Annotated in this window: 9 protein-coding genes; all 9 read right to left on the reverse strand. The window is 50.2% G+C overall.

The window, feature by feature from the left end:
- Positions 1–243 precede the first annotated feature (243 nt).
- Complete coding sequence (locus DXD12_RS11185; protein WP_118638372.1) at positions 244–2,001, reverse strand: HAMP domain-containing sensor histidine kinase; 1,758 nt, start codon at positions 1,999–2,001, stop codon at positions 244–246.
- The gene (locus tag DXD12_RS11190; protein ID WP_022359328.1) at positions 1,998–2,675 is read right to left on the reverse strand and encodes a response regulator transcription factor; all 678 of its coding nucleotides are present in this window, start codon (positions 2,673–2,675) and stop codon (positions 1,998–2,000) included. Before DXD12_RS11190 ends, DXD12_RS11185 begins: the two co-directional genes overlap by 4 nt.
- Before the next feature lie 407 nt (positions 2,676–3,082).
- Positions 3,083–4,891, reverse strand: a complete 1,809-nt coding sequence (aspS, locus tag DXD12_RS11195) for an aspartate--tRNA ligase (RefSeq protein ID WP_118638373.1) — start codon at positions 4,889–4,891, stop codon at positions 3,083–3,085.
- A 53-nt stretch (positions 4,892–4,944) separates the two neighbouring features.
- On the reverse strand, positions 4,945–6,207 hold the full coding sequence (gene hisS / locus DXD12_RS11200) for a histidine--tRNA ligase (protein WP_107000509.1): 1,263 nt from the start codon (positions 6,205–6,207) through the stop codon (positions 4,945–4,947).
- A gap of 148 nt (positions 6,208–6,355) precedes the next feature.
- Positions 6,356–7,807: a coproporphyrinogen dehydrogenase HemZ gene (hemZ, locus tag DXD12_RS11205; protein WP_022359325.1), complete on the reverse strand. Its 1,452-nt coding sequence runs from the start codon at positions 7,805–7,807 to the stop codon at positions 6,356–6,358.
- Entirely contained in the window at positions 7,804–8,448 is a 645-nt protein-coding gene (locus DXD12_RS11210) for an MBL fold metallo-hydrolase (protein WP_022359324.1), read from the reverse strand. The genes hemZ and DXD12_RS11210 overlap by 4 nt, the downstream gene beginning before the upstream one ends.
- Before the next feature lie 68 nt (positions 8,449–8,516).
- Entirely contained in the window at positions 8,517–10,802 is a 2,286-nt protein-coding gene (locus tag DXD12_RS11215) for a bifunctional (p)ppGpp synthetase/guanosine-3',5'-bis(diphosphate) 3'-pyrophosphohydrolase (RefSeq protein WP_022359323.1), read from the reverse strand.
- 277 nt (positions 10,803–11,079) lie between these two features.
- Entirely contained in the window at positions 11,080–11,604 is a 525-nt protein-coding gene (locus tag DXD12_RS11220; RefSeq protein ID WP_022359322.1) for an adenine phosphoribosyltransferase, read from the reverse strand.
- A 32-nt stretch (positions 11,605–11,636) separates the two neighbouring features.
- Positions 11,637–14,492 (reverse strand): YfhO family protein, encoded by a 2,856-nt coding sequence (locus DXD12_RS11225; RefSeq protein ID WP_118638374.1) that lies wholly within the window; start codon positions 14,490–14,492, stop codon positions 11,637–11,639.
- Positions 14,493–14,501: the final 9 nt, after the last annotated feature.

Genomic DNA, 14,501 nt, shown 5'->3' on the forward strand with positions numbered 1-14,501 from the left:
CTTTTCTTTTCGTTGTCAAGGAAATGACGGATCTTTTATATTTATTTAAGATTTTAATTTCGGACAAAAAAACGCAAAAATACAGGGAATTTCAACCATATTGGGACAAAATATTTTTGCCCCAGGCTGCCGAAATTCCCTGTATTTTCAAGTGTTTTTTATATCATCTCATATATAATGCAAATCACGATTCTGAAACATATTTCATAATTCTAAGATTCTGTCTCTGGCAAAATTTTATTTTCATTTTTCACCAGCCGTGTCCAGCGTAAACCAGAACTCCACACCGTTCTCATGGTTCTTCACACCGCACGCCTTATGGTGCATCTCCATGATCGCCTTGACGATCGAAAGCCCGATGCCGCTGCCGCCATATTCCCGCGTTCTCGCTTTATCTACCTTGTAAAACTTCGTCCAAAGGTTCGGAAGCGCTTCGTCCGGGATCGGATTTCCCGTGTTAAATACTTCCACGCAAACCTCTTTTCCATCGCGCCGGTGGTCAATCCGAATCTGAATCTTCTTCTCCCTGCCACCCACATGATGAATCGCGTTCGTCAGATAATTGGTGATGACTTCCTCTATTTTAAATTCATCGCCCATGACGTAGACTGGTTCCTTCCCGTCAAAATCCACAGTCAGCTCATTCTGCTTAAGCAGCACACCGGAAGAAGAAATCACACTGGCAATCAGCTCCGTCAGGTCAAACCGCTCCACAGACAGCCGTTCTCCCCCAAATTCCAGCGCCGTCAAGGTCAGAAGTTGGCGCACCATCCGATTCATTTTTCCAGCCTCGTCCATGATAACGCCGCAGTAATAATCGCGGTTCTCCTTGTCCTCCGCCATGCCCTCGACGAGTCCTTCCGCATAGCCCTGAATCAGCGCGATCGGCGTCTTTAACTCATGCGACACATTCGCAATGAACTCCTTCCGCATCTCATCGATCTGCACTTTCTCGTCAATATCCTTTTTAAGCTGTGCATTCGCCTCTTTCAGTTCCCCGATCGTTGTCTTGAGGCGCTCCGAAAGCACATTCATGCTGTTTCCAAGCGTATCAATTTCCTCCGTCGAGCGGCGGCTTGTCTCATAGCGGGCATCAAAATCCAGGTTCGACATCTTTTCCGACAGCTCCGACAGCCGTTTGATCGGCATCGTAATGTGCCGGGTAATAAAATAAATCAGAATACTTCCCGCCAGAATTACCACGATTCCAACAAACATCAGAAACCGGTTTGAGATAGCCGCACTCTCATGGATGCTCTCCATCGGCATCGTCATGATGAAAATGGTCGCATTATCCGAGAAAAATCCCCAGCTTTCCAGATAAAACGTCTTGCTGAGCGGGTCAAACGTCTTCTGAATCATGTAGTTGTCATATTCCCGCAATACATCCCGCTTCGCCCCCGCATGGCCGACGATATAGCGCCGCACCCGGTCACGCATGACTTCCACATCCCGCGCCGAGGAGACGAGTGTCTGGTCACTCTCGCTGTCATATAAAAGCAGGGAAATATTCGACCGGTCACGCAGCTCGCGGATCACATTTGCCAGCCGGACACCGCCGCTCGAAGCTTCCTCCCCATCCAGTGCATCCGCCGATGCATCCTCCGAATCATCCTCCAGCACCACCGTGTCACCTTCCGCATATTCCCCCAGCGCATCCTGTGTCTCATCGCCAGCCCTATCACCGGTTCCATTTTTACCAGACTGAGCCGAACCGTCATCCGCACTGTCCATATCAGAACTTCCATCTTTCGACTTCTGGTACTCTTTCCAGCCCGAATTCAGCTCCGCCTGTGCGTCCTCCAGCGAACTCTCGCCATTCCGGACCTCATCCTGGATAATCGCGTCAATCGCCCGATATCCCTTTTCCAGCGTATGAATCTTATAATTCTGGTAATATCCGGACAGAAACCAGTTATTGATACACCAGATAAGCGCGATTGCAACCGTCATCAACCCGGCAAATATGATTGTAAATTTCCATCGGACCGAACGTTTCATTCGCTTACCTCAAATTTGTAGCCCATGCCCCAGATCGTCTTGATGTACTCGCCTTTCTCGCCCAGCTTACTCCGAAGCTTCTTCACATGCGTATCGATCGTCCGCGCATCGCCGAAATAATCATAATTCCATACATTATTCAGAATTTTTTCTCTCGAAAGCGCAATTCCCTGATTCTCCGCAAAATACGTCATCAGCTCAAATTCCTTGTAGCTTAAATCCACCGGTTTTCCATCCACGCTGACCTGATGTGCCGTCTTATCAATGTGGATGCCGCCCACATCGATCACATCCTGGCTGCCGCCGTTGCTGCGGCGCAGGATCGCCTCCACACGTGCGACCAGGATCTTCGGACTGAACGGTTTGGAAATATACTCATCCACGCCCAGATTAAAGCCCTGCAGCTCGTCGCTCTCCTCTCCTCTCGCCGTCAGCATGATGATCGGCACCTGCGAATACTTGCGGATCGTCTTCACAACCTCCCAGCCGTCCATCTTCGGCATCATCACATCCAGAAGAATCAGCGCAATGTCCTTCTGCTGGAAAAACAGATCCACCGCCTCCTCGCCGTCCCCGGCTTCCAGCACCTGATACCCTTTAATCGAAAGGAAGTCCTTCACCAGCTTCCGCATCCTCGCCTCATCGTCCACGACCAGTATTTTAATCTTATCCATAAAATCTTCACCTCATTTATTTTACTCTGCCGTGTATGACAGAACCTTTTTCCACGCTGTCATATCCTGATTACATTCTCAATCTGTCTGTATTTTAGCAGATTCGGGTGGGAGATTCCATAGGTTCACAAAAGATTCATAGTTTCTGCCACATATAGAAAAGCGCCTATTATAAAAAAGAATGTGCCTTGGCACATTCTCAGACTGTAGACAAAATCCTTTTCCATCCTCCTGAGTTCCCCAATGCAAGCAATTTATATATTCAGTTGCCAAGGACAAATGGAACTTTTTCATCTCACACGCAAAACAGGACTGTCCGACAAAATCCAGTATTTCCCTGCATTTCTCATCCAGCCCTGTTTGCGTTCTATTTCACAGTCTTTCCAGGCTGTTCCATATCTTATATTTTATTCTTCGGTCTTCTCCGCTTCATCGCTCTCAACCACGCCAATCGAAAGATCCTGCAGCTGTTTCGGATCAACCTGAGACGGTGCTTCCATCATCAGGCAGGAAGCATCTTTTACCTTCGGGAATGCGATGACGTCGCGGATGCTGTCTGCGCCGACCATCAGCATAACCATACGGTCCATACCGTAAGCCAGACCAGCGTGCGGCGGTACTCCGTATTTGAATGCGTCTAACAGGAAGCCGAACTGCTCCTGTGCTTTCTCCTTCGTGAATCCAAGTACCTCAAACATCTTCTCCTGGATGTCTGCCTGATGGATACGGACAGAACCGCCGCCCATCTCGGTACCGTTCAGGACGATATCGTATGCTTTTGCACGTACCTTGCCCGGATCGGTATCGATCAGCGGAAGATCCTCTTCCATCGGCATGGTAAATGGATGGTGCATAGCTACGTAGCGATCCTCTTCCTCTGAATATTCAAGCAGCGGGAACTCGGTTACCCACAGGAACTTGAAATCATCCTTCTTTAAGAGGTCAAGCTGTCTAGCGATCTCCAGACGTAAGTTTCCAAGTACATCAAATACAACTTTATCCTTGTCAGCTGCGAACAGAAGCAGATCGCCCGGCTTACCGCCCATAGCAGCCACCAGTGCATCCAGCTCTTCCGGCTTCATGAACTTGGAGAAGGAGCACTTGTAGGTACCGTCCTCATGGATTGCCAGATATGCAAGACCTTTTGCACCAAAGCCTTTTGCGTACTCAACCAGCGCATCGATCTTCTTTCTCGGCATAGCGCCCTGTCCTTCTGCGTTGATACCGCGGACAGAGCCGCCATTTTCCAGTGCACTCTTAAATACAACGAACTCGCAGTCTTTTACTACATCCGATACGTTTTTCAGCTCCATGCCGAAACGCAGATCCGGCTTATCGGAACCGAAACGATCCATTGCCTCGCGCCAGGTCATACGCTGGATCGGAAGCTGCAGATCGTAATTGCAGATCTCCTTGAAGAGCTTCTTTAACAGACGCTCATTGACATCCAGAACGTCCTCAACGTCAACGAAGGAAAGCTCCATATCGATCTGGGTAAACTCAGGCTGACGATCGGCTCTTAAGTCCTCGTCACGATAGCAGCGTGCCAGCTGGAAGTAGCGGTCATATCCAGAACACATCAGAAGCTGTTTTAACAGCTGCGGAGACTGCGGCAGTGCATAGAAGCTGCCCGGATGTACACGGCTCGGTACCAGGTAGTCTCTCGCGCCCTCCGGAGTACTTTTAATCAGAGTCGGAGTCTCAATCTCAAGGAAGCCTTCCTCTGCTAAGAATGCACGGGTCAGGATAGCCACGCGGCTTCTTGTCATCAGGTTTCTCTGGATATCCGGACGTCTCAGATCCAGGTAACGGTATTTCAGGCGAAGATCCTCTTTGGTTTTGGAGTTCTCCTCGATCGGGAACGGCGGTGTCTCAGACTCTGCCAAAATGCGGAGGTAATCCGCGCGGATCTCAATCGCACCTGTCTTTAAGTTTTCATTTACTGCACCGGAACGTGCCTCTACGCGTCCGGTTACAGCGATAACGAACTCGCTTCTCAGCTTTTCTGCCTTTGCAAAGCTCTCAGCGCCGCAGTCAGCTTCCTCGAAGATCAGCTGCAGGATACCGGAACGATCCCGCAGATCCACGAAAATAATGCCGCCTTTATTTCTGCTCTTCTGAACCCAGCCCATAACGGTTACTTTCTCACCGATATTGGCAGTTCCCAGCTCGGTACAGCGATGGGAACGTTTCAGTCCTGCCATAGATTCTGCCATGATAGTATTTCCTCCGTTTATTATAGTTTTATCTGAAAAATTCAAAAACTGAATCACTTCAAACTGTCTTTGTAAAATTCCACGATCTCCTCGTAGCCGTCCTTCGCCAGCTGCTCCTTCTGGAATTTCTTGTTCTTGTTCATCTGTGCGACTGCCACGCGGGTGCCGTTAGCGCGCTCTTCCTGTGCTTTCTTTAAGACGGCACGGAACTGCTCGCCGCTTAAACCTTTCTCATACAGGAATGCTTTCTTGCCGGCTGCCTCCGGTACTTTGAAACCGGAATCCATCAGGATCGTGATGATACGCTCAAAACCGATGGAAAATCCGCACGCCGGTGTATCGACGCCGGTAAATTTGCCGATCAGCTTGTCGTAACGTCCGCCGCCTGCAACGGAGCCGCCGAAGCCTTCCATGGAAACCTCAAAAATCGTTCCGGTATAGTAGCCCATGCCGCGCACCAGCGTCGGGTCAAATTCAAGACCGAATTCGATGTCTGCAACCGCTTTAACAGTCTCCATGATCGTTGCCAGATTCTCTGCCTTTGCCGGATCCATCACGCCGGAGAGCTTCTCGCCCAGCGCGCGGACGCCTGCCGCATCGTTCTGAATCTCTGCCAGAAGTCCGGTGTATTTCTCAACCGCCTCTGGCGCATAACCTTCTGCAAGCAGCTCTTCGCGGACACCGTCCAGACCGATCTTATCCATCTTATCGAGAATGATAAATACCTTATCGGTCTCATTTTCCGGGAATCCGCTGTAATCTGCCATGCCCTTTAAGATCGCACGGTCATTGACGCGGACAGTGTATGCCTTGTCCGGGCAGATGCGCTTCAGCGCCTTGGTAAGCGCCAGAATCTCCTCGATCTCAGCCAGGTTTGTCGCATCACCTAAAATATCGATATCACACTGTACAAACTGACGGAAACGCCCCTTCTGCGGACGATCAGCACGCCATACGCTTCCGACCTGCAGCGCCTTGAACGGCGCTGATAAATTAGCAGAATTGTTTGCATAATAACGGCTGAGCGGCAGAGTTAAGTCATAGCGGAGACCACCGTCTACGACATCTGCCTCTGTCTGTGCTGCCTCGACGTTCAGCTTCTCGCCTCTCTTTAAAATCTTGAAGATCAGCTTCTCATTGTCGCCGCCCTGCTTGCTGGTCAGGTTCTCAATGTGCTCCACGCACGGAGTCTCGATCGCTGAGAAGCCGTATCCGCGGTAGGTATCTTTGATGATATTCAGCACATAATCCCGGATCTCCATCTCGCCCGGAAGAATGTCCTTCATGCCTGTAACTGGTTTTTTCTTTAAAGCCATGTGTCAAACTCCTTCTATGTCTTTCTGCGACCATATTTCCCACGCAAAGAAAACTTCACTTTTCCATGCTGGAAACTGGATTTTTATGTTTCTCTGTTACAAAGTGTTTTTCTGCATCTGACACCCTGTATCTGTGAATTTTTCGTTTTTACTCTCTTCGTCCAAGCAGCTTCTCTTTCCGCCCGATCATCTCATCGATCCGGTCGATATACTGCTCAACTTCCTTGACGTTCTCCGCCCTCTCAATCCGGTTTTCTGCCGGGAAATAAACCTTGGTAGTCGTTCCCGCACCGCAGGCGGCGATCGTCTGTTTTTCTTCCATAATCAATATATTATAGAGACATTCCTTGCCCGGAACCGCATAACCGACATTTTCAAAATTGCCCGCCATATTTTTCTGGCGGTAGAGATAGTACGGTTTCAGTCCCATCTCCTCGGCATACTGCGCGGTCAGGTCAATCATCTCCTGTGTATTGACAATCTTCAGATTTCCGTAGCGCTCCTTATAGATATTCAGGCGCGCCGCGCGCTTGATCGCCAGCGAATGCACCGTCACGCTGTCCGGTCTGAGTGCCTTGATCTCCTCCATTGTCTGGCGGACATCGTCGATCGTCTCCTCCGGCAGACCCACGATCAGGTCCATATTGATATTGTCAAATCCCAGCTCCCGCGCCAGCAGGAATTTTTCCTTCACATCCTCCACCGTATGACGGCGTCCGATGAGGTCAAGCGTCGCCTGCTTCATCGTCTGCGGATTGATGGAAATACGGGAAATGCCGTGATTCCGGAGCACCTGCAGCTTTTCGCGCGTGATGCTGTCCGGACGTCCCGACTCAACGGTAAATTCAACTGCCTGTTCCACCGGGAATAATTCTTCCACCTTTGTCAGGATCTCATCCAGATCCTGCGGATTTAACGAGGTCGGTGTGCCGCCTCCAAAATAGATGGTCGAAAGCGGGCGATCCTTCATCTGCTCCGCCACATATTCCATTTCCTTAAAAAGCGCCTCTTTGTAGAGGTCCATCCGTTTTTCCCATTTCACAATCGGAAACGACGTAAACGAACAGTACAGGCAGGTCGTCGGACAGAACGGGATTCCCACATACAGGCTGTACCCATTCTCATAATCGATCGTGGACAGCAGGCGTCTCTCGCGCTCCGCCACGTCGATGCTCAGATCGATCTTTTCCTTGCTGGTGAAATACGTCTCGCGCATATAGGTCTCGATCTGCTCGTCCGTCCAGCCATCATACAGCTTCGTGAGCGCAATCTTCGTCGGACGAATGCCGGTAAGCGTCCCCCACGGAAGCTCTCTGCCGGTCTGGGCACTCAAAAGACGATATAACGTCTGTTTGATCTCATTTTTCGTCTCAAAACGGTTGGAAAAATCCGGATAAATCAAAGCAAAGTGAACAGCTTCTTTCTTCACCGGCGTCACATCCAGGGAAAACGAGTTTCCGTCCCGGACTCCCCGTACAATCAACTCCGCCTCCCCGGCTTCCTCTTCCTTGTGCGTAAATGTCTCGCCCGGATAAAATGCCATCAGGAGCTCACGGATATCCTGTTCAAAGGACGCGTCATTTAACAAAATCGCTATCATGCTTCGCGCCCCCTGTATCCTGCCAGCGGATTGTACTGTTTTTCGTCGGCGATCGTCGTATATCCCATGTGTCCCGGATATACATTCGTATCATCCGGCAGGTTCAGAAGGATATCTGCCACCGAATGAATCATCTGACGTCCGCTTCCAGTCGGGAAATCGATGCGTCCGTAAGAACCTTCAAATAAGGTATCTCCCGAAAACAGCACCTTCTCTGATTTTACATAATAACAACAGGAACCTTCCGTATGCCCCGGTGTATGAAGCATCTGGAACGTGTAGCCCGCTGCCTCGAACGTCTCTCCATCCTTCAAAAGCATATCCGCTTTCAGATGCAGACCGCCGCCCTGAAACTGGACGGACAGGTTCTTATCCGGATCCGCCAAGACCGCCTGCTCCTGCTCACAGGCATAGACCGGCACGCCCAGATCCCGTCTCAGCTCTTCCATCGCCGTCACATGGTCAAAATGTCCATGAGTCAGCAGAATCGCCTTTGCCTTCGCTCCGGTCTGCGCCAGTGCATCCTCGATCCGCGCCGCCTCATCGCCCGGATCGACAATCACAGCTTCTTTCGTCTCCGGATGCACCGCAATATAACAGTTCGTCTGGACCATTCCCACGATCAGCCGTTTTATCTCCATCTTTTCCTCCTAATAATATGTGAAACTTTCACAGGGTGTAAGTACCTGTGAAATATAGAGAGAACCGCTTATCCGGCAGTTCTCTCTATATCTAATACTCCTTCAATCTGTCTGAGTTTATCAGATAATTTATTTAATTCCTCAATTCCGTGAATATCGAACGTCATGACGATCGTCGCCTTGCCCTGCTTGCTTGTCCGCACATTCATCGAGGTAATGTCGATCTGGCGCTCGGTAAATACCTTGGAAATATCCACAAACATGCCGATGCGGTTGTTCGCATAGATCTTGATTTCGGTGGAGTATTTCTCCGTGCCCGTCTGTGCTTCCGGCTGCTGCCACTCGGCTTCAATCAGGCGCTCACGCTCTTCCTGCGGCAGATTCATCACATTGATGCAGTCCGTCCGGTGGATCGAGATACCGCGTCCCCTTGTGACAAATCCGACGATCTCATCGCCCGGAACCGGGCTGCAGCACTTCGAAAAACGAACCGCCAGATCGTGGATTCCCTTGACAACGATACCGCTCTTCGACTTCCCGGCTGCGATCACCGGAACCTTGTTTCCATCCGACGCCATGTTATCGAGGATCGTCGTGTCGGTTACTTCCTTCTTTAATTTCTTGTTGCGCTCATCCAGCATCTTATTGATGACCTGTCCCTCTTTGAGGGCGCCATGTCCGATCGATGCCAGAACGGAATCCCAGTCACGGTACGCATAGCGCTTCATGACCTTTTCCATATATTCCGGTTTATTTAACTCTGAATAATTGATGTCCTTCGCCTTACAATATTTATCCAGAAGCGCACGGCCGCGCAGGATATTGTCCTCTTTCAGCTCGCTCTTGAACCACTGGTTGATCTTATTCTTCGCCTGTGTACTCTTAACCAGTTTCAGCCAGTCGCGGCTCGGTCCCTTGGAATTCTGGGAGGTAATAATCTCGACACGGTCACCATTTTTAATGACATAATCGATGTTGACCAGTTTTCCGTTGACACGGGCACCAACCATCTTGTTGCCGACCGCACTGTGGATCGAATACGCAAAATCGATCGGGGTGGAACCGCTCGGCAGGTTCTTGACATCACCCGTCGGGGTAAAGCAGTATACATCATCCGTAAAGAGGTCCAGATCACTCTTTAAGAGACTTAAGAACTCTTTATTATCGGACATATCCCGCTGCCATTCCAGGATCTCACGCAGCCAGGAAAGCTTTGCCTCGGCGCTGTCAATCGCCGCCTTGCTGCTGCCGCTCTCCTTATATTTCCAGTGTGCCGCGATACCATACTCAGCGGTACGGTGCATCTCATAGGTGCGGATCTGAATCTCAAACGGCTGTCCACTGCTGCCAATCAGAGTCGTATGCAGCGACTGGTACATATTCGGTTTCGGCATGGCAATATAATCTTTAAAACGTCCCGGAATCGGTTTGTACATCTCATGGATGACACCGAGCGCCGCATAACAGTCTTTCACGCTCTCCACGATAATCCGGACCGCAAAAATATCATAGATCTGATCCAGCGTCTTGTCCTGGTTTACCATCTTTTTATAGATGCTGAAGAAATGTTTCACACGGCCGTCTACCTTGGCTTCGATGCCCGCATCGTCCATATGTTTCTTGACTTCATCCATAATCTTATGGATAAACGCCTCCCTGGTGTCCTTACGGAGCGCCAGTTTTTCGGACAATTCTTTGTAAACCTCCGGCTGGAGATATTTGAGAGACAAATCATCCAGCTCGGTCTTGATCTTGGAAATACCGAGACGATCAGCAATAGGCGCGTAGATATCCATCGTTTCACGCGCCTTTTCTTTCTGTTTTTCCGGCTTCATATATTGAAGCGTCCGCATATTGTGCAGACGGTCTGCCAGCTTAATCAGGATAACCCGGATGTCCTTCGCCATCGCTAAGAACATCTTACGCAGGTTTTCCGCCTGAATCTCTACTTTATCGATCGTCCACGAGATCTGGGTCAGCTTGGTAACGCCGTCTACTAAAAGTGCTACCTCCTCGCCAAAGATCGCCGTGATCTCCTCCTCTGTCATGACCGTATCTTCCACGACATCGTGCAGGATACCTGCCACCAGAGTCTCTTTATCCAGCTCCAGATCCGCCAGAATGATCGCCACACAGAGCGGATGAATGATATACGGTTCACCTGATTTACGCCTCTGGTCCTTGTGTGCGTCATACGCGATCTGGTACGCTTTCTCAATCATGCTGATGTCATCCGACGGATGGTACTTGCGAATGGCGGCAATCAACTCATTATACAGTACCTCCGGACTCGTAAAATCCGCCGGCGCTTCAATTTCCTGATCCAGCTTTTTTATTTTATCCAAATTTCCCATATATGCCTCCTGACCCTTCCGTAGATAACTGAAACGCCTGCCGTTCGGAATCCGGAAAGCGGTTCACGCAAATGAAATAAAATATTATATAGAATACCCCTATTATACGAATATTTGACAAAAAATGCAACGGCAAACTATTTTGTTACTGTTCACGCATACGTGCCCAGTAACGGAATTTGCCGTGGCTTCGCATTTAAATACGGCAAATTCCTGCTGTCGCCACGTTTTCTTACGGCACTTTCGGTTCCAAAAGTGCCTACCCGTGAACCGTTATCTATTTCCCCTCATAGGTAATTAGGGCATCCACCGCATATCCGTTCAGTTTTTCGCGTCCCTTTAAGCCTGCCAGCTCCATCACGCAGCAGATTTTTACAACCTCGCCGCCCATCTTCTCGATGAGCTTGACAATCGCCTCGGTCGTTCCGCCGGTTGCGATCAGGTCGTCAACGATAACTACCTTCTGTCCCGGTTTAATGGCATCCTCATGCATCTCCAGAACCGCGCTGCCATACTCCAGATCATAGCTTACAGATACCGTCTTGCACGGCAGTTTGCCTTTCTTGCGGATCGGCACGAATCCCTTGTGCATCGCATATGCAACCGGCACGCCGAAAATAAACCCGCGGGACTCCGGACCAACCACAATATCATAATCCACGCCCTCTAAGGATTTCTGGATTCCGTCGATCGCAAGCTGCAGTCCGTCGGCATCCTGTAAAATCGTAGTAATATCGCGGAAAATGATACCCGGCTCCGGGAAGTCCGGAATGCTTCTTACATATTCTTCCAGCTTTTTCATGATTTTAACCTCTTTTCTATAAATTTTGTATCTCAATTTCTCAGTTTTAAATCGCCATCCGGCTCTTTTTCCACCGTTCTTCTCATTTTTGCAGAAGTTTTCCCCTGCTTCTTCTTCCTTATATACATAGAAGCCACAATCACCGCCAGCACAAACAGCGCACCTCCGCTGATCAGCAGTCCCTCATGCAGTCCCTGCGGATAATACCTGAGTTCCACCGTATGGGTTCCCGCCGTCAGTTCCACGCCGGTAAATGCCTTCCAGACCGGACGCGTGATAGCTTCTTTTCCATCCACCGTGACCGTCCAGCCCTCGTCATACGGGATCGTGAGGAACAGCGTTCCGCCCTCGCCCGCGTCGATCGTGCCCTTCATCGCCTCCTCTCCCAATGTTTCCAGTTCAAATGGATGCTGGTTGAGGCGCTCATAGAGCGCACGCAGCCCGGCTTCGTCAAAGCGGTACGCGCTCGCGTCCATGCTTCCGACACTGTCATTGCTCTCCAGCAGAATCAATGTGCCTGCCTTCACATATCCGGTTTCCACCAGATACCCGCGTTTCAACGTATCAATGTTGCGGCTCTCCCCGCCGACATCCAGTTTAACCGAATCAATCTGACGGTTTGCAACACTTATATAATACTCCCCATCTTCCGGTGCTGTAAAGGAAAAACGATTCCCCTGCTCCTCCCCGTCCGTGAAAATCAGGCACTCCGGCACGCCCAGCACATCCGATAAATCATTCTGGACATCCGCTGGCGAAGAAAGATCGCGCTTCCAGCCCGTTTCTACTATGTCCGGCAGGATAAAGCCGAGCGGCAGCGTCCACGGATTCTCATAGAGGTACGTGTCACCTGAAAATGCATAGAGCGACAGGCGCGGATTGTCCTGCTTACCCTCATAGAGTGCATATTTGATTGAAAATAACGAATCCACCAGCGGCGTACTTCCCACGATGCTGTATGCGTTCGTCGAACCTTCGCAGCCCATCTGTTTGAAGAAATCCGTCACCCCGGCATTTGCCACCGATGAAAACAATGATACGGATGGAAAATGCATCCACGCGCCATCATTTTTCGTGCGCGCATTCGTTTTATCAATCCGGTAAAATTCCGTCTTTTTGAGCGGTTCTGTCACCGCTGCAACATCCTGATTGTCTGCCACATAATCAGTCCGGCTCGTCGTCGGAATACTCGTTGCCGCCATATTGGCAAGCGCCTCCACACTCACCAGCGCCATCGCCAGAAGCGCCGCCGTGAACGCGAAATGTTCTTTATTTTGATAGAAATAAAAGACGCCCAGATACAGCAGCAGAAGCACCACTGCCACATACCAGACAACTGGCTCAAACGCATCGTCCGTCACCAGCTTTTCTGCCAGAATCACGTAGCCAATCGCGGCGGATGTCACCCCGGCAAACTGCCGTTTGGATATTTCATCCAGATATAGATACGCCCGGAAACACATCGTCAGCACCAGCGCGATATAGATAAACGACTGGCGGCACGGCAGGCTGTTCGGGTAATGGAAGCCATGCCAGATAAAATTCAGCACATTGAACGAAAAGCTGGCATAGAAAAAGAGCAGCAGCACACCGTACACAACCTTTTCCCGGATCGCAATCCGGCGGTTCAGAAAATATAACCCCATGAAAATGTAGACTGCCACGCCGCAGTAGAGGTTCGGCCAATGGTCGAGTCCCGTCTCCACCTGTACATTTCCGATGTGCCGCGCGATCATGTCAAAGATCGGGAAGTAGATTTCCAGTGTGGTCGGAAAATTAAAATCGCCAGACGCCGTACTCTGCAGCGCCGCAATCTCCGGAAGAAGCACCGCAGCCGCCAGCGCACCCGCCAGAAGCGAATACACACCAAACAGGAAAAAGCTGTGCAGACAATCTTTCCATCCCGGCCGTTTCTCCAGAAGCAGGAGCGCCACATAGTAAATCACCATGAAGAGGCATATCATAATTGATATATAGTAGTTGGACAGGATTGAAAGTCCCAGCATCAGGCAGTAAAAAAGCCCTTTTTTTTCGCGCACCAGACGCTCCAGGCCGTGCAGGATCAGCGGCAGCAGCACGATGCAGTCCAGCCACATGATATTCCAGCTATACGCCGCCATATAGCCGGACAGCGCATAGAATACGCCGAAATAGCACGCTCCAAACTTCTGTGAACCCGTGTGCTTTTTCAGATACCACGCCATCGAAAGACCAGCCAGACCGCTCTTGAACACGATCATGTAGGTCATAAATTCGATAATCAGGGACGACGGGCATAACAGCAGCAGCCAGTTGAACGGGCTCGCCAGATAATACGCATAGAGCGCGGCAAAGTTTACGCCCATGCCGACATCCCAGCTGTAAAGCAGGCTCTCGCCACTTAAAAGCTTATGCCGGAATTCCGAGAAAAATGGCGCATACTGGTGGTACATATCCGTCCGCAAAAAGCTTTCCTGTCCAAACGGAAAAATACCGCGGTATGCAAAAATCAGGATCAAAATCACCACCGGCAGGAAAAATGCCGCCAGGAGATCATCCGACGGACGGAAAACCGCAGCCAGGCGCCCCATTCCGCGGGGTGATTTCTCTGGTTCATCCCACTCATCTAATTCATCTAATTCTTCCTGCTCCCAGTCATCATCATTCAACTCATTAACGACATCTGCTCTGGACTCTGAAAGTTTAGATTTTCTGGCATCTTCTTCCTGTCTCCAGGCAGGCATTCGTTCAGCACGTCTCATATCTGTACAAGCGATCTCCGAATCCACGTCCGCACCTTCCCGCTCGTTCTCATACTCCTCTATTTTCCCCGTTGTTTCCGCTCCCGTAAGCTCCCTGAGTGCTTCTTCCAGTTTACTGGAACTTTCGTCTCGTTCTCTTTGCTCCATCTTCCCTCC

The sequence above is a fragment of the Clostridium sp. TF11-13AC genome, assembly GCF_003481065.1.
Taxonomy (GTDB): Bacteria; Bacillota; Clostridia; order Lachnospirales; family Lachnospiraceae; genus Otoolea; species Otoolea fessa.

Bases quoted from the DNA above. Each gene is read 5' to 3' on its own strand.
- DXD12_RS11185 (WP_118638372.1), bottom strand. From the start codon at position 2,001: ATGAAACGTTCGGTCCGATGGAAATTTACAATCATATTTGCCGGGTTG.
- DXD12_RS11190 (WP_022359328.1), bottom strand. From the start codon at position 2,675: ATGGATAAGATTAAAATACTGGTCGTGGACGATGAGGCGAGGATGCGG.
- aspS (WP_118638373.1), bottom strand. From the start codon at position 4,891: ATGGCAGAATCTATGGCAGGACTGAAACGTTCCCATCGCTGTACCGAG.
- hisS (WP_107000509.1), bottom strand. From the start codon at position 6,207: ATGGCTTTAAAGAAAAAACCAGTTACAGGCATGAAGGACATTCTTCCG.
- hemZ (WP_022359325.1), bottom strand. From the start codon at position 7,807: ATGATAGCGATTTTGTTAAATGACGCGTCCTTTGAACAGGATATCCGT.
- DXD12_RS11210 (WP_022359324.1), bottom strand. From the start codon at position 8,448: ATGGAGATAAAACGGCTGATCGTGGGAATGGTCCAGACGAACTGTTAT.
- DXD12_RS11215 (WP_022359323.1), bottom strand. From the start codon at position 10,802: ATGGGAAATTTGGATAAAATAAAAAAGCTGGATCAGGAAATTGAAGCG.
- DXD12_RS11220 (WP_022359322.1), bottom strand. From the start codon at position 11,604: ATGAAAAAGCTGGAAGAATATGTAAGAAGCATTCCGGACTTCCCGGAG.
- DXD12_RS11225 (WP_118638374.1), bottom strand. From the start codon at position 14,492: ATGGAGCAAAGAGAACGAGACGAAAGTTCCAGTAAACTGGAAGAAGCA.